Genomic DNA, 24,106 nt, shown 5'->3' on the forward strand with positions numbered 1-24,106 from the left:
GCGGCAGCGCCTAGTGCCCGGCCTCGTGCCAGCTGATGCCCTCGCCGACGGAGACATCCAGCGGAACGGACAGGTCCGCCGCGGAGCCCATCTGGGCCCGCACCAGCTTCTCCACCGCGTCCCGCTCCCCTGCGGCGACTTCGAGGACCAGTTCATCATGGACCTGCAGCAGCATCCGGGATTTCAGCCCCTGCGCCTTCAGCTCACTGTCCACACCGAGCATGGCCTTCTTGATGATGTCCGCCGCGGATCCCTGGATGGGGGCATTGAGTGCTGCCCGTTCGGCCATTTCGCGCAGCTGCCGGTTGTCGCTGGACAGGTCCGGCAGGTAGCGGCGGCGGCCCTCGATGGTGGAGGTGAACCCGTCCTTGCGTGCCTGCTCGACGACGCCGCGCAGGTAATCGCGCACGGCACCGAACCGCTCGAAGTAGTCACGGATGAGGGTCCTGGCCTCGTCCACCGGGATGGCCAGCTGCTTGGACAGGCCGAAGGAACTGAGCCCGTAGACCAGGCCGTAGGACATGGCCTTGACCTTGGAGCGCATGGCACTGGTGACCTCTTCGGGGGCCACGTTGAACACGTGCGACCCGACGAAGCGGTGCAGGTCCTCGCCCGCCTGGAAGGCGGAAATCAGCCCTTCGTCGCCGGAGAGGTGGGCCATGATCCGCATTTCAATCTGCGAGTAGTCCGCGGTGAGCAGCGAATCGTAGCCTTCACCGACCACGAAGACTTCGCGGATGCGGCGGCCCTCTTCGGAGCGGATCGGGATGTTCTGCAGGTTCGGGTTCACCGAGGACAGCCGTCCGGTGGCGGCCACTGTCTGGGCATAGGTGGTGTGGATGCGGCCGTCGTCGGCAACGGACTTCCGCAGGCCCTCTACGGTGGAGCGCAGCTTGGACGCGTCGCGGAAGGCGAGCAGCTGCTCCAGGAACGGATGTCCGGTCTTCACGATCAGGTCCGTCAGCGCATCGGCGTCGGTGGAGTACCCGGTCTTGATCTTCTTGGTCTTCGGTAGCCCGAGTTCGTCAAAGAGGACGGCCTGCAGCTGCTTCGGGGACCCGAGGTTGATTTCCTTGCCGATGATCCGGAAGGCCTCGTCACTCGCGCGGGTGATGGTGGCGCTGAAATCGTCCAGCAGCCGGTCCAGCTTCTCGGAGGACACCGCAATACCGGCAAGCTCCATTTCGGCGAGGACCTCGGACAACGGAAGTTCCAGCCCGCCGAGCAGCTGGTTGGCGCCGCGCTCCACGAGCTGGCCGGCAAAGTGCTCGCTGAGCCGCAGGGCGGCAAACGCCTTGGACACGGCGGGTGTTGCCGCGTCTTCGTCCCCGAGGGACAGTTCCAGCTGGTTGCTGGCGGCCGCCGCGGGAACAATGTTCATCTTCAGGTGGTACTGGGCCAGGTCCGCCAGCTCGTAGCTGCGGCGGTCCGGCTGGATCAGGTAGCCCGAGATTGCGGTGTCATCAACCTCGCCGGCCAGGTGCAGGCCGCGGGCTGCCAGTGCCTTGTAGGCTTCCTTGAAATCGTGCACCACCTTGGGTGCATCTCGATCCGCCAGCCAGGCCGCAAGCACCTGTTCGGCGGCGGCGTCGAGCTCGGCAAGGGGTACGTAGGCCGCCGATGCGTCCGTCACCAGGGCGAGGCCGACGACGTCGCGCGCCCCGGCGGCACCCTCCGTCACCAACTGCACCGCGGTGCGGGCCTGGTTGCCGGCACGGAACCAGCCGTCCAGTTCCGCGGCGTCGGTGATAATGCTGTGTTCAGGGGCGGCCACTTCGGGGTGCGCGGCGGCCTCGCCCTCATCTTCCCCGTAGACGTCGAAGAGCCGTTTGCGCAGCGCGTTGAACTGCAGGGCGTCAAAGAGTTCCTCAATGGCCTCCCGGTCCGGCCGCTGGGCGGCCATGGCCTCCAGGTCCACCGGCAGGTCCAGGTCACGAAGCAACCGGTTCAGGCGCCGGTTCCGCTTCACATCCTCGATGTTCTCGCGCAGGGAGTCGCCTACCTTGCCCTTGATGGAGTCGAGGTTCTCGAGGATGCCTTCGAGCCCGCCGTAAAGCTTGATCCACTTGGCAGCGGTCTTGGGCCCCACGCCCGGGACGCCGGGCAGGTTGTCCGCGCTCTCGCCCACCAGTGCGGCGAGGTCGGAGTACTTGTCCGGCGGAACCAGGTATTTGGCTTCCACAGCTGCGGCGTCCATGCGCGGCAGGTCGGAAACACCCTTCTTGGGGTAGAACACCGTGACGTGGTCATCCACCAGCTGGAAGGCATCCCGGTCCCCCGAGACGACCATGACGTCCCAGTTGAGGGCCGACGCCTTCTCGGCCAGGGTCGCAAGGATGTCATCCGCTTCGTAGCCGTCCATGGACAGCGTGGGAATGCGCATGGCTTCCATGACCTTGATGATCAGGTCGATCTGTCCGTGGAACTCCTCGGGCGTCTTGTTCCGGCCGCCCTTGTACTCGGTGTATTCCTCTGACCGGAAGGTAGGCGTGTCCAGATCGAAGGCCACGGCCACGTGAGTGGGCTTCTCCTCCTTGATCAGGTTGATCAGCATGGAGGTGAAACCGTAGACGGCATTGGTGTGCTGGCCGGTGTCGGTGGAGAAGTTCTCGGCCGGGAGCGCGTAGAAGGCCCGGAACGCCATGGAGTGCCCGTCAATCACCAGCAGCCGGTTGTGTCCCCCGGCATTCACGGTTCCCAGGGACGCGGGTGCTGTACCCGGGGTGGCCGGGTTTTCGACGGCGGTGGTGCCGTTATTAACGCTGCTCTTGCCGCCGTCTTCCGTGTCGCTCGTAATGTTGCCGCTAAGGGGGGTCGTGGCCAGTTTGGTAGATTCACTCACAAATGCAAGCCTAGTTGCCATGAGCGAGATTTTCACGCCGGGCCCTGCCGGCCGTCAGGCGGACACCAACCCCCACAAGCAGGAACTTATCGACGCCGGTGTCCCGGAGGAGATGCATGACTGGCTGGCTGCGCACGGCGTGGGCCGGCTGGTGGCGAAGCTGGGCATCCGCTTCCTCGAGATGTCAGCGGACCGGCTGGTGGCCACCATGCCGGTCGAGGGCAACGAACAGGTGGCGGGCATCCTGCACGGCGGCGCGCACCTTGTCCTCGCGGAGACCCTCGGCTCCTTCGGAGCCGGTATCCATGCCGGACCCGGGCGGCACGCGGTCGGGATAGAAATCGGTGCAACGCACCACCGGTCCGTGTCCTCGGGGCTGGTCACCGGAACGGCCACCGCCGTGCATCTGGGCAACACCCTCACCACGCACGAAGTGGTCATGACCGATGAGGAGGGCCGCAGGCTGTCCACGGCCCGCATCACGAACATGATCCGCGAGTCCCGCTAGGGCTCTTCAGCTGCACCGAATCCGTAACAGAGCCGCATGCTGCCGTCGGCGGACCGGCGGGCGCTGAGCAGCAGCGCCGGCCGTTCCGCGGCAAGGGGCAGCAGCGGACGGCCCTGCCCGAGCAGGACCGGATGCACCACCAGGCGCAGTTCGTCCAGCAGTCCGTCATGCAGGTACTGGCCGGCCAGGTCCGCACCCCGCAGCCACACGTCTGAACCGTTGGCCGAGTCCGCGATGTCCGCCGCGAATTCCCCCACCGGACCGCGGACAAACATGATGTCCGCGCCGGGGACCGCGGGAAACTCATGATGCGTGTAGACCCAGACGGGCCCGGGCGGACAGTCCCACGCGCCGGCGCCGCCCTCCCCGACCTGCCGCTGCAGCCGGGCATAGGTCCCCGCCCCCATCACGACGGCGCCGGCGTTCGCCGGCGATTCGGCCACCCGGAACCGGTCGTTTTCCGCCTTGGCGGATTCGCCGCCGGGCGCACTGTCGGCGGTGAATCCGTCAAGGGATATCGAGGCGTAGTAGACAGTCCTCACCATGCCGCCATGGTAGCCAGCCGATGGTCAGACAGGTATGGGCTCCGCCACAGTCGGCGCCACCCGAGGAATAGGTTCGCGGGGCGCCGGGTTGCCGCCTACGGAACCACACTGCCGCTGTCAGCACCGCCTACGCGGGCGCAGGTCAGCGGCGACCTATAGGAAGAGTTACTTAGTGAGCCTGTTTTCCCCGATGACCGCCGGCAGCCTTGAACTGTCCAACCGCCTCGTGATGGCGCCGCTGACCCGCCAGCGGGCCGGACGCGAAGGCATCCCGGGTCCGATGATGGTTGAGCACTACAGCCAGCGCGCCTCGCTGGGCCTGATCGTCAGCGAAGGAACGTATCCCAGCCGTGAAGGGCAGGGATTCCCCGGACAGCCCGGGCTCGTGGACCCCGAGCAGCTGGAAGGCTGGCGCAGTGTCACCGACGCCGTGCATAACGCCGGCGGCCGGATCGTCGCGCAGGTCATGCATGCCGGCCGGGTGACCCATCCGAACATCAACGGCGGCGTCGACCTGGTAGCCCCGAGTGCAATCGCCGTGGACGGCATGTCCCACACATATGACGGCAAGCAGGCCTACACAGTGCCGCGCGCACTGGAAACCGAGGAACTGGCTTCCGTGACCGCGGACTTCGTGCGCGGGTCCCGGGCAGCGGTGGACGCCGGGTTCGACGGCGTGGAGCTGCACGGAGCCAACGGCTACCTGCTGCACGAATTCCTCTCCCCGGTAGCTAACCAGCGCACGGACAATTACGGCGGAAGCCCGGAGAACCGTGCACGGTTCGTCATCGAAACGCTTCAGGCAGTCGCGGCCGAGATCGGCGCCGACCGGGTGGGCCTGCGTATTTCGCCCGAACACAATGTCCAGGGCTGCCTGGAAATGGACCCGGAGGACGTGCTTGCCACCTACGGCGCCCTGCTGGATGCCATCGCCCCGCTCGGCCTCGCCTACCTGAGCATCCTGCACCGTGATCCCGCCGGCGAGCTGGTGCAGGCCCTGCGCACCCGCTTCGGCGGCAAGGTTCTGCTCAACACCGGCTTCGGTCCCCTGACCACCCGCGAGGAAGCCCTGGCCATCATGGACGACGGGCTCGGCGACGCCGTCGTCGTTGGCCGTCCCGCCATCGCCAACCCGGACCTGGTGCGCCGCTGGCAGGAAGACCTGCCGCTGAACACCCCGGACGCGACGACCTTCTACTCCTTTGGACCCGAGGGCTACACGGATTACCCGTTCTACGAGGCTGCTTCGCAGAACTAAGCACCGCCAACGTAAAAGGCCCGCAGGATCAACTGATCCTGCGGGCCTTTTCTGTAGGTGCTGAAGTCTTAGCCGTGCAGCGCGGGAACGATCAGGTAGATACCGAACAGTACGGCTACAGCGCTAAGCGCGAAGCAGGCGAACGCCCCTGCCTTCGCCAGGGCAACGCGGTTGCGCGGGGTGGAGCCGGTCTCCGCATCGAGCGAGACCGCGTACAGGCGAACCCCGAACGAATAGATGCAGACCACGGTCAGCGCGGCGAGGAGCGTGACGCCGAAGACCGTCAGGTAGTCCATCCAGTGGATGTTCATTTGGAACCTTCCTTGACCTTGACCCCGGCAGCGGTGCTTCCGCCCTTACCGGAGTTGTTGTTCTTGCCGGTGCTGCCGTTCTTGCCCTTGCGGTTGTTCTTGCCTCGGCGCTTCTTGATGCGGACTACTTCGCCGGCATTTTCAATGTCGCTTACGGCGTTGTCGTGGTTGACCGGGCTGCGGCGGGACCACAGGAAGATGCCCAGGATGGTGAGGGTGCCAAGGATGGAGATTGCAACCACACCTGCAGTGCCCAGGGACGCGATGAGCGCCGCGATGGCACCCATAACGGCGGCGGCGGGAAGCGTGAGGAGCCAGCCGGCGCCGACCTTACCCGCGGTGCCCCAGCGGACCTCGGCGCCCTTGCGGCCCAGGCCCGAACCGATGACGGATCCGGAGGCGACCTGTGTGGTGGAGAGTGCGAAGCCCAAGTGGGACGACGCCAGGATGGCGGCGGCCGTACTGGTTTCGGCAGCAAAGCCCTGTGCCGGCTTGACCTCGGTCAGGCCGGTTCCCATGGTGCGGATGATGCGCCAGCCACCGGCGTAGGTTCCGGCGGCAATGGCAATGGCACAGGCTGCGACCACCCAGAACTCGGGCCCGGTCCCGGAAGTCTGCAGGCCGCCGGCAACCAGGACAAGGGTGATCACACCCATGGTCTTCTGGGCGTCGTTGGTGCCGTGAGCCAGGGCGACAAGGGAGGAGGAGAAGATCTGGGCGTAGCGGAAGCCGCCGCGCTTGCGGGGCAGCTTGTTGCCCGAATCGGGATCATGCCGGCGGGTGATCCGGTATGCCAGCTTGGTGGCGAGGTAAGCCACGAACAGTGCGATGCACGGAGCGATCAGCGCCGGCAGGACAACCTTGGACATCAGCACGGAGTAATCCACCGAACCGAATCCCGCACCGACTATGGCGGCACCGATGAGGCCGCCGAACAGGGCGTGGGAGGAACTGCTGGGCAGTCCCCGCAGCCAGGTGATCAGGTTCCAGATGACTGCACCCATCAGGCCGGCGAAGATCATGACCGGGGTTATCTGGATCCCGCCCTCACCTTCCTTGATGAGTCCGCCGGAGATGGTTTTGGCTACCTCCGTTGAGAGGAAAGCACCTACCAGGTTGAGCACGGCCGCCAGAGCGACGGCCGTTTTTGGCTTGATGGCGCCGGTGGCGATGGGGGTAGCCATCGCGTTGGCGGTGTCATGAAAGCCGTTGGTGAAGTCGAAGAATAGTGCTAGCGCGATCACCAGCGCGACCATAAGGGTGAGGTCCACCGCATACCCTAACTAAAGACGAGTGAAAGAATCCGCGCAGCGGGACATCCCTCGGCACGTGTTTCGCTGCCGACGCCCGCTTTACGCCAGATTGATCGTATGCGCTCGGACAGGCGCGTACCAAAGCGGCGGATGTGCCCTTGCTCTCCCTGATGGGCGGCCAGGGTCAGATCCTCAGGCCGGTGCGGGGCTCACGCCCTCCGAGTTCGACGTCGATCACGGTGTCCGGTGCGGGCAGGACCACGCTCCGGGTGTGCGTGGTATGAGCGTCCGGTTCAATGATGCTGAGGACATACTCGCCGGGTCCGGGCAGGGGCAGTTCGTAGTTGCCTCTGCTGTCCGAGCGGGCCGAGGCAGATACCTCTCCACCCGGCCGGACCAGAATCACCAGCGCATCCGCGACGGCACGGCCGGCATGCCGGATCCGTCCGGTGAGGGCCAGTTGCCGGCGGAAGTGGATGTCGTGGTGTACGGCCGTGCCCCGGATGGCCAGTACCTCCGAAACCGGCAGCCAGCGGGCCTGGCTCGCGACCATGACGTATTGGCCGTCGCCAGGGAGCAGGACGGCATAACCGCCGTCGTGGTCCGCACGGTCCCAGTCCACCGGCCCGCCCGCGCTGTCCAGCACAGTGACGGTCCCCCGGCCCACGGGCCTGCCGTCCGCTGCCGACAGCAGCCGTCCGCCGACCATGAGCTCCCGCTTTTCCTCCGGCTGCGGCTGCCCCTGTCCCGCAACGGCATGCAGGTCCGGATGCGTGGCCTCATGCCGGCGGGACCGGGGAATCAGACAGGCGACGCCGGTGGCGGCCAGGGCGGCCAGGCCTGCCAGAACGAAGATGGTCCGGAACGCGTCCAGTGCGGGGAATGTGCTGCCGCCGGTGCTTATTGTCAGCGAGGCCAGGATAGTGGCCACTGCTGCGCTGCAGGTGGAGGTGCCCACGGACCGGAGCAGGGTGTTGAGGCCGTTGGCCGCCGCAGTGTCGGTCAGCGGGACGTTGCTCATGATGATGGTGGGCATGGCGGCCATGGAGATTGCCGTGCCGACCGACACAATCACGGCCCCGGTGATGATTTCCGGAACCGTATGTACAAAGAGGACGCGTGCCAGATACCCCGCAGCCATAACGGCGCAGCCGGTCACCAGGGTGACCTTTGCTCCGTAGGTGTTGGTGATGCGCGCCGAAACCGGGGCAACCGCCACCATCGCCAGCCCTGACGGGATCATGGTGAGCCCGGCCGTCAGCACGCTCAGCCCGAACCCGTAGCCGGTTTCCTTCGAGAGCTGCAGCTGCTGCGTAGTGACCAGCATGTTCGCGTACATGGAGAAGCCCACTAGAACGGCCCCGATGTTGGTGAGCAGAACCGGACGGCGGGCAGACGTCCGCAGGTCCACCAGGGGCTGTCCGTTGCGCAGCTCCGCCGGAAACCAGAGTGCGAAGCAGACGGCGGCGGCGGCAAAAAGGCCCAGGACCGGATAACTGGTCCAGCCCCAGACCCCGCCCTTGGTAATGGCCAGCAATACGGCGGTCATGGCCGCCGACAGCAGCACGGCCCCGACGTAGTCAAACGGTGCCGGACTGCGGACCGTCGACTCCGGGACGAAGACGACGACGGCGGCAATCAGCACCGCGCCGATCACGCCCACCACCCAAAAGGTGCCCTGCCAGCCCAACCGCTCGTAGACCAGCCCGGCAAGGGGCAGGCCTAAGGCGCTGCCGATGCCGAAGCTGGCACTCATCAGTGACACGGCGCCGGCGATCTTCTTCTGCGGCAGGGCATCCCGGAGGATGCTGATCCCCACCGGTATGACCGCACCGGCGAAACCCTGCAGCCCGCGGCCCACCAGGGCCCACGCGAAAGTCCCGCCGATGGAGGCCGTGAAGGCGCCGGCAACCATCAGGGCCATGGCCACCAGCAGCATCCGGCGTTTGCCGTACATGTCCGCCAGCCGGGAGACGATGGGCGTTGCCACCGCCGCGGAGAGCAGTGTTACGGTGACCAGCCAGGACACGTCGTCGGAGGTGACCCCGAAGATCCGGGGGTATTCCGGCAGCAGCGGAACCACTGCCGTTTTTTCGAGCGAGACAACTATGCCCCCGCATCCCAGCGTGGCAATCATCAGCCAGTCGGGGAACCTGCGCGCGCCCTTGCGTGCCGCATGCGGGGCAGTCATGCCGGTCCTTCGGGTTCAGCTCGGCGGGGGCCCTAGCCCCGCGAGATGGGAACCTTGGTTGATGTCGGTCCAACCTCCGGGACCGGCACGCGGATTTCCAGCACACCGTCGTTGTAGGTGGCAGTGACATTGTCCTGGCTGGCTCCGGAGGGCAGGGCTATTTCCCGGGTGAAGGACCCGTAACGGAACTCCGAACGATAGCCGTGCCGTCCCTTGTGCTCCGTTTGCTCCTTCCGCTCCCCCTTGATGTGCAGGACACCGTCGCTGACCGTGACGTCCAGGTCCTGTTCGGGATTGATGTTGGGCAGTTCGGCCCGGATCACCATGGCCGAACCGTCCTGGTATTCCTCGACGGGGAAGGCCGGAACCTCCCAGTCCCCCTCGAAGAATTTGCGGACCTGGTCGGGCAGTTCAAAACGCTCGCGGCGTGCAAGGGAAGCCATGGATATCTCCTTCTCTGTTGCCCGGTCCGGCGGCGCTGGAGCTAATTGGAGCTGCCGGGGCGCTGCGGCGCCGGGCGGAATGAACGGTGCCGCAAGGGTACGTCCGCTGCCCGGCGGTCCTCAATGGAAAAACGGCAAACCCGGGCCGGGGACAGGGTTTCGCCGCCGTTTTGCTTGTGGTCCCGGCGCCCGGCGTCCGAACCCTAGTCATGGATTTTCGGCGCGCGTAGAGTTTTTTCTGCGCGCAGCCCTGTGAGGACCCCACCGCCGTTCACTACGGCTTGATGGCAGTAGGCATACCGTCGATGAGAGGCTGACAAAAATGGCGCAGAATGATCCTGATTCACTTTCCGTCAATCCACTTTTTGCCCGGCCGGGCGAGGAAACCGCCGCCCCGAAGTTCCGGCTGAATGACAGTGAAATGCTGCCGGAAACGGCATACCAGATTGTCCACGACGAAACCATGCTGGACGGCAATGCACGCCTGAACCTGGCGACTTTTGTCAGCACCTGGATGGACGACCACGCGAACCGGCTCTACAGCGAGACGTTCGACAAGAACATGATCGACAAGGATGAATACCCGCAGACTGCGCAGATTGAGCAGAACTGCTGGCGGATCCTCGCCGATCTGTGGCATTCCCCTTCCCCGGAGAACTCCATCGGCACCTCGACGGTCGGTTCCTCCGAAGCCTGCATGCTGGGCGGGCTGGCGTTCAAACGGCTTTGGCAGCATCGGCGCCGCAGCGAGGGAAAACCCACTGATAAGCCGAACCTGGTGATGAGTTCAGCGGTCCAGGTGTGCTGGGAGAAGTTCTGCAACTACTTCGACGTCGAGCCGCGGCTGGTGCCCATCAGTGAAGAGCACAAATGCCTGGACGGCTTCGAGTTGGAGAACTACGTCGACGAAAACACCATCGGCGTCGTCGCCATCATGGGCGTGACCTACACCGGCATGTATGAGCCGGTGAAGCAGGTCGCCGCCAAGCTCGACGAGATCCAGTCCTCCACCGGCCTCGACATTCCCATCCACGTGGACGGGGCGTCCGGCGCCATGATCGCTCCGTTCATCCAACAGGATCTGGAGTGGGACTTCCGGCTGGAACGGGTCCACTCGATCAGCACCTCCGGCCACAAATACGGACTGGTCTATCCCGGCCTCGGCTGGGTGGTCTGGCGGGAACGGCAGTGGCTTCCGGAGGACCTGATTTTCTACGTGAGCTACCTGGGCGGCGATATGCCGACCTTTGCCCTCAACTTCTCGCGCCCCGGTGCCCAGGTGGTCCTGCAGTTTTACTTGTTCCTGCGCCTGGGCCGCGAGGGCTATGCACGGATCCAGCAGGCATCGCAGGACGTGGCTCTGCACCTGTCGGGCGCGATCGCGGAGCTTGGCCCCTTCGAACTGTGGAACGACGGCTCCGACATTCCGGTGTTCGCCTGGCGGTTGAAGGATGGATACACGGACAAGTGGAACCTGTATGACCTGGCGGAGCGGCTCCGCACCAGGGGGTGGCTCGTGCCCGCCTATCCCCTGCCGGACAACCTCTCGAACCTGACGGTGGAACGGATTGTGGTCCGCAACGGGCTGAGCATGGATCTGGCCGAGAAACTGCTGGCAGACATCCGTCGGGAAACGGCGTATCTGGAACACCTGAGCGCCCCCATGCCCCGCGAGGCGGAGCACCCCGGATTCCATCACTAATCAAAGAGGTGGGCTGAATGAGCGATTCGAAGGCAGCAAATCCGTCCGGGTCGGACCGGCGGCGGGCGAAGTCGAAGCAGAACGCCCAGATCACCATCGGTGCCCTGGCAGTGATGAACATTGTGGCCGTGGTCAGCCTCCGCGGACTTCCGTCCGAGGCCGAGTACGGCCTGAGCTCGATTTTCTACTACGTCCTGGCCGCCGTCGTCTTCCTGATTCCGGTCTCCATTGTGGCTGCGGAGCTGGCCACCGGATGGCCGGAAACGGGCGGCGTATTCCGCTGGGTCGGCGAGGCCTTCGGACCACGGTGGGCGTTCCTTGCCATGTTTATGCTCTTCATCGAGGTCACCATCTGGTTCCCCACCGTGCTGACTTCGGCGCGGTTTCACTCGCCTACACCGGGGACAGCCAGAGCCTGGATGCGCAGCTGGCAGGAAATAAATTCTTTGTCCTCGCGGTGGTCCTGGTGGTCTACTGGCTGGCCACGTTCATTGCTTTCCGCGGCGCGAAGGCCTTCTCCCGGGTGAGCCAGTGGGGCGGCATCGTCGGAACCATCATTCCGGCCGCCATTTTGATCATCCTTGGCTTCTCCTATTTCTTTGCCGGCAACACCCCGCAGATCCAGCTGGGCTGGGGCGAACTCATTCCCGACTTCGGCAACTTCTCCAACGTGGTGCTCGCAGCATCGATTTTCCTTTTCTACGCCGGCATGGAAATGAACGCGATCCACGTCAAAGAGGTCAAGAACCCCACCCGCGACTACCCGATTGCTGTGCTGACCGCGGCGGCAGGGACGGTCATCATCTTCGTGCTGGGAACCCTGGCCATCGCGTTCGTGGTGCCCCAGGCCGATATCAACCTGACCCAGAGCCTGCTGACCTCCTACAACGACATGTTTGAATGGGCCGGCATTGGCTGGGCAGGACCCATAGTCGCGTTTATGCTCCTGATCGGTGTCCTCGCCGGAGTGGTGACCTGGGTGGCAGGTCCGTCAACGGGCATGCTCGCCGTGGCGAAGGCAGGCTACCTCCCCCGCTTCTGGCAGCACACCAACAAGAACGGAATGGGCACCCACATCCTGTTCTTCCAGGCCTTTATGGTCACCGGCCTGGGACTGACCTACGTGGTGCTGCCCTCGGTTCAGGCCGCCTACCAGATCCTGAGCCAGCTGACAGTGATCCTGTACCTCATCATGTACATGCTGATGTTCGCTGCCGCGATTTACCTGCGCTACAGCCAGCCGAACCGTCCGCGGCCCTACCGGGTGCCCGGAGGCGACGTCGGGATGTGGATTATCGGCGGCGTGGGTTTCCTCGGTTCACTGATGGCTTTCGCCTTCAGCTTCATCCCGCCCGACCAAATCACTGTGGGATCCCCGGAAGTGTACGTGGGCATCCTGGTGGGCGGGGCGGTGGTGATGGTAATCCTGCCGTTCCTTATCTACGCCTTCCGCAAGCCGCACTGGCGGGACCCGACCAGCGAGTTCGTTCCGTTCACGTGGCAGATTGAGCATTCGCATCCCGGGACGGTCACCGAGTCGAGTGTTTCGACCCAGCAGTTGACCCGGGAAGCTGAATCCTCCGGTTCGCCGGTGATGTTCTCGCACGACGACGGCGGCGGGCGCGGCGGGAGCTCGGCGGTATGAAACTCGATGATGCCGCCATTGAATCGGCGGTCCGGACGGCGTACGCAGACCACCGTAACGACTCCGGGGGCAGGAACGCCAGCTACATCCCGTACCTGGCGTCCGTGAACCCGGACCTCTTCGGGGTTTGCGCGATGACCGCGGACGGAGCGTTGTTCGAAGCCGGTGACACAGGCTTCGAATTCGCCCTGGAATCCATTTCCAAGGTGTTCTCCATGGCGTGGGCCATGGAACAGGTGGGGCTGGAAACCTTCCAGGAAAAGGTGGGTGCGGATCCGACCGGGGAACCGTTCAACTCGGTGATCTCCGTTGTACTGCACGGTGACACACCGGTTTCGCCCTTGGTCAATGCCGGGGCCATGTCTACGGTTTCCCTGATTCCCGGCGACAACGCCGAGGATCGGTGGGAGGCGATCCTGCAGGTCCAGAGCGCATTTGCCGGCCGGAGAATCACGCTGAGTGACGAGGTGAATAACTCCGAGCAGTCCACTAACTTCCACAACCGGGCGATTGCCTGGCTGCTGTACTCGGGCGGCACCATGTATTCGGATCCGATGGAAGCGTGTGATGTGTATACCCGGCAGTGCTCCACCCTCGTCACTGCCCGGGACCTGGCCGCCATGGGAGCCACCATCGCCAACAAGGGAATCAATCCCCTGAGCGGGGACCGGGTGGTGCAGGCTGCCAACATCCCGGCCATGCTGGCCGAGATGACCATGGAAGGGATGTATACCGCCTCCGGTGACTGGGCCTACCGCGTGGGACTGCCGGGAAAGTCCGGCGTGGGCGGGGGAATCCTGGCCATCATGCCCGGCAAGCTGGCGATTGCCGGGTTTGCGCCGCCGCTGGACGAGGTGGGCAACAGCGTCAAGGCCCAGGCTGCGGTGGCCCAGGTTGCCGCAGCGCTGGGCCTGAGCATATACAAGGCCAGCGAGTACAGCGACTAGCCCAGGTCCCGGCCTATCCGGTCTGCGGCGGCGCGCAGCGGCGGAAGCACCGTCTCCTCCACGCGCTCGGCGCTGTGCAGCTGCAGCGACACGTTGGCGGCCGCGACCACTGTGCCGTCGCCGCTCCGGACCGGAACGGCCACGCCGCGCAGGCCGTCCTCCAGTTCATCAGCCACCCGTGACCAGCCCCTCTCGCCGGCCTCGCGTACGGAAGCCCTCAGCTCCTGGATGCTGCGGACGGTGCGCCCGGTGTAAGGCAGCAGCTCCACGGTGCTGAAATAGTCTTCCTGCTCCGCCTCGGGCAGGGACGCCAGCAGCACCCTGCCCATCGACGTGGCCCAGGCCGGGAACCGGGTCCCGACGTTGACCGCCACCCGCACCAGCCGGGGGGAAGTGATGCGCGAAACATAAACGACGTCGGTCCCGTCCAGGATGCACAGCGACGTCGTCTCACCCAGGTCTGCGGAGAGCTGCTTCAGGTGCGGTTCCGCGGTGTGCGGCAGGGCGAGATGCGCCAGGAACGAGGACCCGATGTCCAAGGTCCTCGGCGCCAGGCGAAAGGTGGTTCCGTCAAAGCCCAGGTAGCCCAGGTCCCGGAGGGTGAGCAGGAAGCGGCGCGACGCAGCCCGGCTGATGCCTGCGGCCGCGGCCGCGGAGCTGACCGTATGTTCGGGCACGTTCAGCGTGAAGGCGCCCAGCACGGCAAAGGCCTTCTCCACTGATTTCACGTAATAGCCGTCTGCGCCCTCCACTTAACCCGCCTTCCGTTTCGGCTCCCCCCGGGACGCCAGGTACTGGGAGGCCAGCCGGACGGGTGCGTTGGGTGCACCGTAACCTTCATACCCGCCGCGCCGTTCCACCACTTCGAAGAACACGTTACCCACCGTGCCCGTGTAGAAGTGCAGGAATTCGCCGTCGCCGTCACGGTCATAGAGCAGGTTCAGGTCCTGCAGTTCCGCCAGGAAGCCCGGATTCAGCCGGAAGCGGGCTGCCAGGTCCTCATAGTAGTTGGCAGGAACCGGCAGGAACTGCAGGCCCCTTTCGGCGGCCTGACGGGCCGTGGCGACCAGGTCGGTGGAGGTGAAGGCCACATGCTGGGGGTATTCCCCGCCGCCGGGCCCGGACTCCACGATCAACGGGGCAATGTTCAACGCCAGCCGCACCCCGCCGTCGGCGCTGCGCATCACCTGGCTGCGGACCAGCCCCATGGGGCTGGGGACCTCCTGCGAGGCGATAGGGGTCAGGGAAAGCGTGGACTCGTAGAAGAGCACCGCTTCGTCGAAGTGCTGCCAGGGCTGGGACAGGTTGATGTGGTCAATGGCCGAAATCAGCGGCTGTGCCGGCTGCCCGGCGGTTCCCCCGGGTCCCTGCTGCACCGCGGGTCCGAACTCGTCCGCCCACGCGGCAGTGCCGTCGGCGGTGGCTTCGCAGAGGAAGACCTCCGTGGAGTCCGGGGCAAACACGGCCTGGAGAACCTGCTCGTCCGCCTGGCTGCGCCGGCTTACCGGCCGTGCCCGCAGCTGCACGGCGCGGGAGGCAGCGGCCTGCGGGTCCTGCACGTCCAGGCCCAGTGCCGAGATGCCCGGTTCCATGCCGCCGGCCTGCTGCCCGTTGATGATCACGCGGGCCGCGCCGGAGGTCCACAGCTGCACTGGTTTGGTCCGGTGCCCGCCGGCGAAGCTGAAGCCCAGCTGATACAGGAGCGCGGAGACGGCGTCCGGGTTCCCGGCCTTGACCTCGGCGAAGTTGAACCCGGTGGGCTCGGCCACGCTCGGCAGGGTCGCGAGGGACATCGGATACTGCGTGCCGCCGTCGTGCTCTTTGAGGTACGACGCCGTACGCTCCTCCAGCCAGATCAGGGACCGCATGGCGTCCACCGCCGTGCGGTCCTCGGCCGTCTGCCGGAAGACGTCGTTGAAGATCTCCAAGGAGACGGGCCCGTTGTAGCCGCTGCGGACCAGGTGGGCCATGAACCGCACCAGGTCGAACGCGCCCTCCCCGGGAAAGACCCGGTAGTGCCGGCTCCAGGATAGGACGTCCAGGGACAGTTCCGGCGCGTCGGCGAGTTGGACGAAGAAGATCTTCTCCGCCGGGATTTTTTCGATCGCGGCCGGGTCCCAGCCGCGGGAGAGGATATGGAAGCTGTCCAGGCAGGTGCCGATCTGCGGGTGGTCGGCCAGGTCCACTATGCGCTGGGCATGCTCGAAGTCATTCACGTAGCGCCCCCAGGCCAGTGCTTCGTAGGCAACCTTCACCCCGTAGCCGGCCGCCAGTTCACCCAGCCGGCGCAGCTGGTCCGCCGCCGCGGCGTCGTCGTCGATGGTGGCAGTGCCCACGTTGCTGCACAGGAGCATGGTTTCGATGCCCAGGCGGTTCATCAGTTCGAACTTTGCCCGGGCCCGGTCCAGGTTGGCTTCCAGCAGGGGTGCTTCGACGCCTTCGAAGTCGCGGAACGGCTGGTACAGGTCCAGGGTCAGGCCCAGGGCGTCCGCCAGGGTGCGGATCTGCTCCGGGCTGGACGGGGACACCAGGAGGTCCGGTTCGAAGATTTCAATGCCGTCGAAACCTGCATCGGCGCAGGCACGCATTTTCTCTTCGAGCGTCCCGCTCAGGCAGACGGTGGCAATTGACGTGCGCATGGTGCTCCGGTCCCCGGCCCTCAGCGGCCCTGGCTAATCAGTTCGTGGAAGTGGGTGAGCATCCGCGCCGCGTCGGGCCGGATGCCGGTAATCAGTTCAAAGGCGTCCACGGCCTGGCCCACGGCCATCCGGCCGCCGTCCAGCACACTGCAGCCCCGCGCCTGTGCGCCGCGGATCAGTTCCGTTTCCACCGGACGGTAGACGACGTCGGCCACCCACTGGGAGGGGCTGAGCAGGTCCAGGTCCACGGCGAGGCCGGGATGGGAATGCATCCCCACCGGTGTGGCATGGACCAGGCCGTCGGCTCCGGGCAGGACGGCTGCAAGGTCTGCCGGCGTGCCGGAGATAATCTGCCGGTCCGGGAAGAGCCCGGACAGTGCTGCGGCGCGTTCCGCAGCGCGCAGGGGGTCCAGGTCCAGCAGGGTCAGCCGGCCGGTGCCCGCCTTGAGCAGGGCATAGGCCACGGCCGCTCCCGCCCCGCCCACGCCGAGCTGGACCACCGCGTCCAGCTTGGCGTCCGGCAATCCGCCGGCCAGTGCTCCGCCGAAGCCGGAGAAATCGGTGTTGTGCCCGATGAACCTGCCGTCGCGGATCAGGACGGTGTTGACTGCGCCTAGCCGCGCGGCGTCGTCGGACACTTCATCGAGTTCGGCCAGGACCAGCTGCTTGCAGGGATGCGTCACATTGAAGGCATTGAAGCCCAGGTCCCGGCCGGCGCGCAGCAGCGCTCCGACGTCGGTGCCCGGACGGCCCAGCTTTGTTAGGTCAATCGGCCGGTAAATGTACCGCAGCCCCTGATGATCGGCCTCCCTTTCATGCATGGGCGGGGTGAGGGAAGCGGTGATGCCTTCCCCGATCAACCCGACAACGAATGATTCCTCGGTGCCGCTCATGGCGCTGTTCCTTCCGGTGCCTGACTGTGGGCGGCGGTGCCCTTTCGACCACGCAGGACTCATATGCGTCGCTGCTTGCCGGACCCTTAACTGTGGGCTACATTACTTCAAGCGTACGGAGAATGCACACAAGTGCGCATTCCGCACAATCCAATACCGCACACGTCGCCCACCCCCCCCACCTCAGCCCACGTCAGGAGAGATGCAATGGACGCATCCGCCCCCGCTGGACCAGCAACGGGCAAGACCCCGCGCAAGGCCGCCACTGCCAGCTTTATGGGCAGTGCCGTCGAGTACTACGACTTCTTTATCTTCGGTTCCGCTGCCGCGCTCATTTTCCCGCGCGTGTTCTTCCCGGACGCCGACACCCAGGCCAGCGTTATGTCGCTCGCCACCTTCGGTTTCGCCTATATTGCCCGTCCGGTCGGCGCCGTTATCCTCGGACACTTCGGCGACCGGGTGGGCCGCCAGAAAGTCCTGATGTTCACCCTCCTGCTGATGGGCGGGTCCACCTTCCTGATCGGCTGCCTGCCGGACTTCAACACGATCGGCTGGTGGGCTCCCGTCCTGCTGGTCTTCTGCCGCCTGATGCAGGGACTTTCCGCCGCCGGCGAGCAGGCCGGCGCCAGTTCCATGACCCTGGAACACGCGCCGGACAACCGCCGCTCGTTCTTCACGTCCTGGACCCTGACCGGCACCCAGGGCGGACAGATCCTTGCCGCACTGGTGTTCATTCCCGTGGTTGCCCTGCCGGACGACATCAAGTACGGCATCGGCTGGCGCATTCCGTTCTGGCTGAGCGCCGTGGTTGTCGTAGTCACCTACTTCATCCGCCGCTCCCTGCATGAAACCCCCACCTTCACGGAGGCCAAGGAACGCAACGAGATCGTGAAGCTGCCGGTGGGCGTCCTGCTGAAGGACCACTGGCGCGACGTGCTGCGGGTCATCTGCTGCGCCTTCATCGCGGCGGTTTCCACCGTCTACGGAACGCTGGCCATCAAGTACGGCACCGAGGTGGGCGACGTGGACGCGAACATTACGCTCTGGCTCGTGGTCGCCGGCAACGTCTTCGCGCTGTTCACGCAGCCGCTGTTCGGCCGGCTGGCCGACCGGATCGGGCGCCGTCCGGTCTTCATCTACGGTGCGGTATCCAGTGCGGTGATCATGCCGTTCTACCTGCTGTCCATGGAGTCCGGTAACACCCTGCTGCAGTTCGCCCTTTCCGTGGCGGTATTCTCCTGCGGCTACGCGGCGGCGAACGCCGTCTGGCCGTCCTTCTACGGAGAGATGTTCAGCGCCAAGGTCCGCTTCTCCGGCCTCGCCATCGGCACGCAGCTCGGCTTCCTGATGGCCGGTTTTGCACCGTCCATCGTTGCTGCCATCGGCGGACTGGAACCCGGCGGATGGGTGGTCACCAGCATGTTCACCGGCGCCATCTGCGCCATCGCCGCGATTTCCGCCCTCACCGCCAAGGAGACCGCACACACCCCGACGGCGGAACTGGGTCTGCACCTGGACAAGACCGCCGCCCCGGTGCGCCCGGCCACTGCATAGGAGGCGGCAACCGCATTACCCGCAGGGCCGGGGTGGGAACTTTTCCCGCCCCGGCCCTGCGTCGTATGCCGCGCCGTGTCACGTTCCGCAGTGTCATAAGCCGCGCAGCCGGGCCCGGCGCGAAGTCCAGGCGATGTATCCGCCCAATGCCCCCGTCGATGCGAGCCCGGCACTCATCAGCGGTGCCTGCCAGGATTTCCAGCGGGACGAATCACCCAGGGTCAGTTCCCCCACGCCACGGATAAACGCCGATGCGAAGATTGCCGCCACCAGCCTGTTTCCCACGCGCTCCAGCCGCATCACCAGCGGCAGCAGTTCCTCGCCGCGGAGGTGGACCTCCACTCCCTCGATTTCCAGGGTGCTGAGCAGCCGGCGCGCCTGGTCCGGCAGTTCAGCTCCCAGCTCCAGGACCTCGGTTCCGGCGCGGCCGAGCCTGCGGGCGTAGTTCACCGGGTTCAGCTGGTGCACCGCCATCCTGCGGGCATAGGGCCCCAGGGTGGGGCCCAGCCGGAACCGGGGATCCAATACCTCGCCCATTCCCTCGGTCATGATCAGCATCCTCAGCAGCAGCGCCATTTCCCGCGGCAGCTGGATGTGGTGCGTGCGCAGGATGCCGAGCCCGGTGGTGATGATGGTTCCCACCGGTGCCGAAGCCAGGTCCTTGCCCGAATACAGGCGGATCAGCGGACCAAGGTCCATCCTCAGCTTCACCCGGTTCACCCGCATCCCTGAGGCGTTGATCCGGACCAGCGCATTGGTGATCCGCTCGGGATCCTTGCGCACGATGCCGATGAACAGGGCGGACAGCTGGCTGCGCAGCTTCTCGTCCACCTCGCCCACCATCCCGAAGTCGATCAGCCCCACCCGGCCGCCGGGCTGCACGAAAAGGTTTCCCGGGTGCGGGTCCGCATGGAAAAACCCGTCGTCGAAGACCATCTTCATTTCAACGCGTGCCGCGGACACCGCCAGCGCCGGTCGGTCGATCCCGGCGGCATCGAGCGCGGCAACGTCCGTGACCTTCATTCCCCGGATCCGGTCCATCGTGAGGACCCGGGAGGTGCTGTGGTCCCAATAGACGGCGGGAATGGTGATCGCGGCGTCGTCCTGGAAGTTGGCCTGGAACCGGTCCGCATTGCGGCCTTCCTGGAGATAGTCCAGTTCCGAGCGGAGGGTGGAGGCGAACTCGTCCATCAGCCCGGTGAGGTCGTAGTCGCGGGCGGCTTCCCAGCGCTTGCCGGCCGCGTTGGCCAGGTTCTGCAGGATTTCCAGGTCCTGCTCCACCTGCGCGGCGATGCCGGGCCGGCGTACCTTGACCACCACCTCGGTGCCGTCTTTGAGAACGGCGGCGTAGACCTGTCCGATCGAGGCGCTTGCCATGACCGTGGTGTCGAAGGACCGGAAGACCTCCAGCGGGTCTCCGCCCAGTTCCTGCCGCAGCTCGTCGGCGATCTGCGGCCACGGGACCGCTTCGGCGTCATCCTGCAGCTTCGCCAGCTCGCGCTGGTACTCCGGGGGCAGCAGGTCCGGGCGGGTGGAGAGCAGCTGGCCCATTTTCACATACGTGGGGCCCAGCTCCTCGAGGGCCGTGCGCAGGTACTCCGGACGGGTGCGGGGCTTCGCTCCCGGCTCGGCTGCCTGCTGGCGGCGGAACGGCAGCCTGCCCTCCAGGCCGAGGGCAGACACCAGGAAGCCGAGGCCGTTGCGGGAGAGGATTTCGGCGATCTGCCGGTAACGGTCCAGCTGGCTGATCATTGGTCTGCTCCGTCCACGAGGACTCCGGTTCTGCCGGTGCTGTTCGTTACCGAAACACTAGCGGCAGGGCAGGTTCCGCCGACAGGCTCCGCACCTGTACGGCACCTGTACCGCTTCAGCCGTCCGGTGCTCTTCTCCCGGCCGCGGCCGGGACCTAGACTCCGGCACATGCCGATGTCCTCACCTGACCAGCCGTCCGCTGCCTCGCTGCGGGAGCGGGTGTCCTCTCTCCCGCCGGACGAAAGACCCGTCCTGCTGTCCGGAGCCTCCTTCTGGAGCACCGCCGCTGCCCCGGCGGCAGGGCTCCGGCCCCTGGTGCTCTCCGACGGGCCGCACGGCATCCGGCGTCCGCGCAGCGACACCGAGCCGGGAATCGGCGACGCGCTTCCCGCCACCTGCTTCCCGGCCGAATGCCTGACGGCGTGCTCATGGGATACGGACCTGCTGGCCCGTCTCGGCACCGCAACGGCGAGGGAAGCGGCAGCCGCGCATGTCGACGTCGTGCTGGGACCGGGGCTGAACATCAAGCGCACTCCCCTGTGCGGACGCAACTTCGAGTACTTCTCCGAAGACCCGCTGCTTGCCGGCGCCCTGGGGGCTGCCTGGATCCGCGCGGTCCAGGCCGAGGGGGTGGCGGCCTGCCCCAAGCACTTCGCCGCGAACAACCAGGAAGCGGACCGGATGCGCATTAACGCGGCGGTGGACGAACGTACCCTGCACGAGATTTACCTCAGGGCTTTCGAAACGGTGGTCCGGACCGCACACCCGTGGACCCTGATGGCTGCCTACAACAAGGTCAACGGCATCCACTCCGCGGAGAACGCCTGGCTGCTGGAGACGGTCCTGCGCGGTGAGTGGGGTTTCGACGGCCTGGTGATGTCCGACTGGGGTGCGGTCACCGACCGGGCGGCCGCACTCGACGCCGGACTGGACCTGGAGATGCCCGCCAGCGGCGGGCTGGGGCTGGCGGAACTGCAGGCCGGCCTGGTCGCCGGCACCGTCAACCAGCAGATGGTGGATTCATCCGTGGCGCGGCTGCTGCAGCTGGCAGACCGCACCGCGGCGCCGGCGCACAACGATGCGGACCTGGACGGACACCACCAGCTGGCACGCGAGGCAGCTGCGGCATCCATGGTGCTGCTGAAGAACGAGGGCGGAATCCTGCCGTTCTCCCCCGACCTGCGGCTGGCCGTGGTGGGCGAGCTGGCCCGCACCCCCCGGTACCAGGGGGCCGGTTCCTCGCAGGTGACCCCCACACGGGTGAGCGTCCCGCTGGAGGTCCTGTCCGAGCGGACCGCTGCAGCCGTCTTTGCCGCCGGTTACCGGCTGGACGGAACGCCCGACCCGGAGCTGGTGACCGAAGCGGAGACCGCGGCCGCCGCGGCGGACGCGGTGCTGTTCTTCCTCGGCCTGCCCGAGGACAAGGAGTCGGAGGGATTCGACCGGCCGGACCTGGCCCTGCCGGAGAACCAGTTGGCGCTGCTGCGGGCGGTGACCGCCGCAAATCCCTGGACCGTGGTGGTCCTGTTCAACGGCGGCGCAGTGGAGACCGGGTGGGTGGAGCAGGTGCCGGCCGTACTGGAGGCGTGGCTGCCCGGCCAGGCCGGAGGCGAAGCACTGGCGGATGTCCTGCTGGGAGACGTCAACCCCTCCGGAAAACTGGCCGAAACCTTTCCGCGGCGGATCGAAGATACTCCGGCCTTTGGAAACTATCCCGGCGAGGCGGGCACCGTCCGCTACGGCGAAGGGGTGCTGGTGGGCTACCGCTGGTATGACGCGCGGGCCATCGAACCGGCCTTCGCCTTCGGCCACGGGCTGTCCTATACCGCTTTCGAGTACACCGGCCTGGCCCTCCGCCTTGCGGACACGGACATGGGGCCGGTCCTGGCAGTCGAGGCAACGCTCACGAATACCGGCAGCCGGGCCGGCGCCGAAGTCCTGCAGGTTTACTCGGGCGCTCCCGCGGGACCCGCGGTACGGCCGCCCCGCGAGCTCCGGGCCTTCCGCAAGGTCTTCCTCGAACCCGGGGCCTCGGCTCCTGTTGCGTTGACGGTACCGCTGCCGGACCTGGCGAGGTTCGACCCGGCGTCGCACCGGTGGATTACCGACGCCGGAACCTACCGGATCGACGTCGGATCCTCCTCCCGGGATATCCGGCTCAGCGGAACCATTGACCTGCCCGGCACAGAAGGCGGCACGGCGGCCCCGCTGACACTGGATTCGACTATCTCGGAGTGGCTGGCCCATCCGCTGGGGCGGAAGCTGCTGGGCGGCACAGACCGCGGCGCAGACCCGGGCAGCGGCGGAGATGCTGCGGGCGGGACCGGCACCGGCGGCATGGCCGACGCGCTGGCGCTCATGGGCAGTATGCCGCTGCGCCGGCTGGCCCGGTTCCCCGGCACGCCCCTTACGCCGGACCTGCTGGCCGGACTGGAACAGGTACTGCGCGGCGCCGGCCCGGCGGGCGGGGAATCCTCCTAGTCCGTGAGCAGGGACCGGTAGAGCTCCTCATGCGCTGCGGCGACCATCCGGCGCTCGGCGGTCCGCTCCGCCCGGCTCATTCCCGGCCGGTTCCGGGCGGCATGCACCTGCTTGAGCCCGTTGGCCAGGGACTGGGCATCGAGCCCGTCCTCGTTATGCACGAATTCGGTGACACCGGCGCGCTGCTGGGCGTAGAAGCCGCAGGACGGGGCCAGCACGGCCGTGCCCAGGTCGGTGCACGCTTCGAGCCAGCCCGAGTGGGTGCCGAACCGGTACGGCAGCACGGACACATCCAGGCTCGACAGGTAGTCCCAGAGCTGCGGTTCGTCGAAGTAGTCCCGGACGTGCAGTTCGAGCCGTCCTGCCGCGGCGGCTTCAGACAGCCAGCGGTGCAGTTCCGGGCGGTACTTGTCCCCTCCGGGAGTAAGGATGTCCGGATGCCCGTTCACCTGCAGCACGGCACCGGGCAGCTGCTCCACGGCGTCGAGCAGGTCCGGAAGAATCGCCCCCTCCATCATGTTCGGACGCAGGCTCTTCAGGTGCACCCCGACGCGGAACTCCTCACGCGGACCGGCTGCCAGCCGCACGGCCTGGCGCCGCTCGAGCTCCTCGAGGTCCACCACGTGCGGATGCGGCAGCACCTGCGGGCGGCGGCCCCACCGGCGCTCGACGACGGCCGCGGCCCCGGGGGTGAGCGTGATCAACGCATCGGCTGCGGAGATCAGCACGCCCAGCTGCGCGTCGTGTGCCTCCGGCGTGAGGTGGTGCGGATTGCGCAGGTCGTGGACCGTGTAGACCAGCGGTTTTCCCTGGGCCTTCAGCTCGTCGGTGACCGCCTGCAGATCCTGGGGCGAAATGGCGTCGAAGCCGAAGTGGATGTGCATCAGGTCGAAGCTGTCCGCGTTCTCCCGGATCCAGCCTGCGTCCAGCATGACCGGCGGCCACCACGTCGCCTCCGTGGACTGGCCGGGGTTGCGGGGGTCCGGGTCCGGCAGGCGTACCACCGGGTTCCGCTCACCGGGGACGGCGCCGGTATGCCGGATATAGACCTGGCTGTGCGGCACTGACGCCACCCTGATGTTCGATCCTTCAGCCCTGCCCACGCATCCTCTTTCGCCGCTGATAAAAAACCGTCTTCAGTA

General features: G+C 66.3%; 19 protein-coding genes. 8 read left to right on the plus strand and 11 right to left on the minus strand.

The window, feature by feature from the left end:
• Nucleotides 1-10: 10 nt before the first annotated feature.
• The gene (gene polA / locus NNX38_RS09510; protein ID WP_370646411.1) at nucleotides 11-2,842 is read right to left on the minus strand and encodes a DNA polymerase I; all 2,832 of its coding nucleotides are present in this window, start codon (nucleotides 2,840-2,842) and stop codon (nucleotides 11-13) included.
• 19 nt (nucleotides 2,843-2,861) lie between these two features.
• Here polA and NNX38_RS09515 point away from each other — a divergent pair, with 19 nt between their 5' ends.
• Nucleotides 2,862-3,350, plus strand: coding sequence for a hotdog fold thioesterase (locus NNX38_RS09515; protein ID WP_255797764.1), 489 nt, complete (start codon nucleotides 2,862-2,864; stop codon nucleotides 3,348-3,350).
• Here the strand turns inward: NNX38_RS09515 and NNX38_RS09520 are convergent.
• Nucleotides 3,347-3,895 carry a dihydrofolate reductase family protein gene (locus NNX38_RS09520; protein ID WP_255797765.1) on the minus strand — a complete coding sequence of 183 codons (549 nt, stop codon included), beginning with the start codon at nucleotides 3,893-3,895 and terminating at the stop codon, nucleotides 3,347-3,349. The two genes, NNX38_RS09515 and NNX38_RS09520, sit on opposite strands and share 4 nt — an antisense overlap.
• A 172-nt stretch (nucleotides 3,896-4,067) precedes the next feature.
• On the opposite strand from NNX38_RS09520, the gene NNX38_RS09525 reads away from it, so the two are divergent.
• Nucleotides 4,068-5,153 carry an alkene reductase gene (locus NNX38_RS09525; RefSeq protein WP_255797766.1) on the plus strand — a complete coding sequence of 362 codons (1,086 nt, stop codon included), beginning with the start codon at nucleotides 4,068-4,070 and terminating at the stop codon, nucleotides 5,151-5,153.
• A 68-nt stretch (nucleotides 5,154-5,221) separates the two neighbouring features.
• Here NNX38_RS09525 and NNX38_RS09530 read toward each other — a convergent pair whose 3' ends face one another.
• The 4 genes from NNX38_RS09530 to NNX38_RS09545 all read right to left on the minus strand — a co-directional run bounded on the left by NNX38_RS09530 (nucleotide 5,222) and on the right by NNX38_RS09545 (nucleotide 9,351).
• Complete coding sequence (locus tag NNX38_RS09530) at nucleotides 5,222-5,464, minus strand: hypothetical protein (protein WP_231703681.1); 243 nt, start codon at nucleotides 5,462-5,464, stop codon at nucleotides 5,222-5,224.
• Complete coding sequence (locus NNX38_RS09535; protein WP_255797767.1) at nucleotides 5,461-6,735, minus strand: inorganic phosphate transporter; 1,275 nt, start codon at nucleotides 6,733-6,735, stop codon at nucleotides 5,461-5,463. Before NNX38_RS09535 ends, NNX38_RS09530 begins: the two co-directional genes overlap by 4 nt.
• Before the next feature lie 166 nt (nucleotides 6,736-6,901).
• Nucleotides 6,902-8,908 (minus strand): MFS transporter, encoded by a 2,007-nt coding sequence (locus NNX38_RS09540; RefSeq protein WP_255797768.1) that lies wholly within the window; start codon nucleotides 8,906-8,908, stop codon nucleotides 6,902-6,904.
• Between the two features lie 32 nt (nucleotides 8,909-8,940).
• Nucleotides 8,941-9,351 carry an Hsp20/alpha crystallin family protein gene (locus NNX38_RS09545; RefSeq protein WP_229951982.1) on the minus strand — a complete coding sequence of 137 codons (411 nt, stop codon included), beginning with the start codon at nucleotides 9,349-9,351 and terminating at the stop codon, nucleotides 8,941-8,943.
• A 322-nt stretch (nucleotides 9,352-9,673) separates the two neighbouring features.
• Between NNX38_RS09545 and NNX38_RS09550 the strand changes: the two genes are divergently transcribed.
• The 4 genes from NNX38_RS09550 to glsA are packed head-to-tail and all read left to right on the plus strand — an operon-like array spanning nucleotide 9,674 to nucleotide 13,645.
• The gene (locus NNX38_RS09550; protein WP_255797769.1) at nucleotides 9,674-11,053 is read left to right on the plus strand and encodes a glutamate decarboxylase; all 1,380 of its coding nucleotides are present in this window, start codon (nucleotides 9,674-9,676) and stop codon (nucleotides 11,051-11,053) included.
• 17 nt (nucleotides 11,054-11,070) lie between these two features.
• Nucleotides 11,071-11,580 (plus strand): amino acid permease, encoded by a 510-nt coding sequence (locus NNX38_RS09555; RefSeq protein WP_255797770.1) that lies wholly within the window; start codon nucleotides 11,071-11,073, stop codon nucleotides 11,578-11,580.
• Entirely contained in the window at nucleotides 11,469-12,698 is a 1,230-nt protein-coding gene (gene gadC, locus NNX38_RS09560; RefSeq protein ID WP_255798161.1) for a putative glutamine/gamma-aminobutyrate antiporter GadC, read from the plus strand. The genes NNX38_RS09555 and gadC overlap by 112 nt, the downstream gene beginning before the upstream one ends.
• Nucleotides 12,695-13,645 carry a glutaminase A gene (glsA, locus tag NNX38_RS09565; protein WP_255797771.1) on the plus strand — a complete coding sequence of 317 codons (951 nt, stop codon included), beginning with the start codon at nucleotides 12,695-12,697 and terminating at the stop codon, nucleotides 13,643-13,645. The genes gadC and glsA overlap by 4 nt, the downstream gene beginning before the upstream one ends.
• Here glsA and NNX38_RS09570 read toward each other — a convergent pair.
• From NNX38_RS09570 to NNX38_RS09580, 3 genes are read right to left on the minus strand one after another with little or no spacing between them, the layout of a single operon-like run.
• Nucleotides 13,642-14,397 carry an IclR family transcriptional regulator C-terminal domain-containing protein gene (locus NNX38_RS09570; protein WP_255797772.1) on the minus strand — a complete coding sequence of 252 codons (756 nt, stop codon included), beginning with the start codon at nucleotides 14,395-14,397 and terminating at the stop codon, nucleotides 13,642-13,644. The two genes, glsA and NNX38_RS09570, sit on opposite strands and share 4 nt — an antisense overlap.
• A complete protein-coding gene (locus NNX38_RS09575) occupies nucleotides 14,398-16,284 on the minus strand; it encodes a bifunctional sugar phosphate isomerase/epimerase/4-hydroxyphenylpyruvate dioxygenase family protein (protein WP_255797773.1) in 1,887 nt (628 codons plus the stop codon).
• 20 nt (nucleotides 16,285-16,304) lie between these two features.
• Nucleotides 16,305-17,177: a shikimate dehydrogenase gene (locus NNX38_RS09580; protein WP_255797774.1), complete on the minus strand. Its 873-nt coding sequence runs from the start codon at nucleotides 17,175-17,177 to the stop codon at nucleotides 16,305-16,307.
• A 207-nt stretch (nucleotides 17,178-17,384) separates the two neighbouring features.
• On the opposite strand from NNX38_RS09580, the gene NNX38_RS09585 reads away from it, so the two are divergent.
• Nucleotides 17,385-18,731 carry an MFS transporter gene (locus NNX38_RS09585; RefSeq protein ID WP_255797775.1) on the plus strand — a complete coding sequence of 449 codons (1,347 nt, stop codon included), beginning with the start codon at nucleotides 17,385-17,387 and terminating at the stop codon, nucleotides 18,729-18,731.
• Nucleotides 18,732-18,824: 93 nt separating this feature from the next.
• On the opposite strand, the gene NNX38_RS09590 is transcribed toward NNX38_RS09585, so the two are convergent.
• Nucleotides 18,825-20,483: an AarF/ABC1/UbiB kinase family protein gene (locus NNX38_RS09590; protein WP_255797776.1), complete on the minus strand. Its 1,659-nt coding sequence runs from the start codon at nucleotides 20,481-20,483 to the stop codon at nucleotides 18,825-18,827.
• A 168-nt stretch (nucleotides 20,484-20,651) separates the two neighbouring features.
• On the opposite strand from NNX38_RS09590, the gene NNX38_RS09595 reads away from it, so the two are divergent.
• Nucleotides 20,652-22,964 carry a glycoside hydrolase family 3 C-terminal domain-containing protein gene (locus tag NNX38_RS09595; protein ID WP_255797777.1) on the plus strand — a complete coding sequence of 771 codons (2,313 nt, stop codon included), beginning with the start codon at nucleotides 20,652-20,654 and terminating at the stop codon, nucleotides 22,962-22,964.
• On the opposite strand, the gene NNX38_RS09600 is transcribed toward NNX38_RS09595, so the two are convergent.
• Nucleotides 22,961-24,067, minus strand: a complete 1,107-nt coding sequence (locus NNX38_RS09600; RefSeq protein WP_255797778.1) for a glycosyltransferase family 1 protein — start codon at nucleotides 24,065-24,067, stop codon at nucleotides 22,961-22,963. The genes NNX38_RS09595 and NNX38_RS09600 overlap by 4 nt on opposite strands.
• Between the last annotated feature and the right edge of the window lie 39 nt (nucleotides 24,068-24,106).

Source organism: Arthrobacter sp. zg-Y238 (assembly GCF_024385525.1).
GTDB classification, from domain to species: domain Bacteria; phylum Actinomycetota; class Actinomycetes; order Actinomycetales; family Micrococcaceae; genus Arthrobacter_B; species Arthrobacter_B jinronghuae.

Excerpts from the sequence above, each read along its gene's own strand:
- glsA (WP_255797771.1), top strand. The coding sequence starts at position 12,695 with ATGAAACTCGATGATGCCGCCATTGAATCGGCGGTCCGGACGGCGTAC.
- NNX38_RS09530 (WP_231703681.1), bottom strand. The coding sequence starts at position 5,464 with ATGAACATCCACTGGATGGACTACCTGACGGTCTTCGGCGTCACGCTC.
- NNX38_RS09545 (WP_229951982.1), bottom strand. The coding sequence starts at position 9,351 with ATGGCTTCCCTTGCACGCCGCGAGCGTTTTGAACTGCCCGACCAGGTC.
- NNX38_RS09550 (WP_255797769.1), top strand. The coding sequence starts at position 9,674 with ATGGCGCAGAATGATCCTGATTCACTTTCCGTCAATCCACTTTTTGCC.
- NNX38_RS09595 (WP_255797777.1), top strand. The coding sequence starts at position 20,652 with ATGCCGATGTCCTCACCTGACCAGCCGTCCGCTGCCTCGCTGCGGGAG.
- NNX38_RS09520 (WP_255797765.1), bottom strand. The coding sequence starts at position 3,895 with ATGGTGAGGACTGTCTACTACGCCTCGATATCCCTTGACGGATTCACC.
- NNX38_RS09580 (WP_255797774.1), bottom strand. The coding sequence starts at position 17,177 with ATGAGCGGCACCGAGGAATCATTCGTTGTCGGGTTGATCGGGGAAGGC.
- NNX38_RS09590 (WP_255797776.1), bottom strand. The coding sequence starts at position 20,483 with ATGATCAGCCAGCTGGACCGTTACCGGCAGATCGCCGAAATCCTCTCC.
- NNX38_RS09540 (WP_255797768.1), bottom strand. The coding sequence starts at position 8,908 with ATGACTGCCCCGCATGCGGCACGCAAGGGCGCGCGCAGGTTCCCCGAC.
- NNX38_RS09585 (WP_255797775.1), top strand. The coding sequence starts at position 17,385 with ATGGACGCATCCGCCCCCGCTGGACCAGCAACGGGCAAGACCCCGCGC.
- NNX38_RS09515 (WP_255797764.1), top strand. The coding sequence starts at position 2,862 with ATGAGCGAGATTTTCACGCCGGGCCCTGCCGGCCGTCAGGCGGACACC.
- NNX38_RS09575 (WP_255797773.1), bottom strand. The coding sequence starts at position 16,284 with ATGCGCACGTCAATTGCCACCGTCTGCCTGAGCGGGACGCTCGAAGAG.
- NNX38_RS09555 (WP_255797770.1), top strand. The coding sequence starts at position 11,071 with ATGAGCGATTCGAAGGCAGCAAATCCGTCCGGGTCGGACCGGCGGCGG.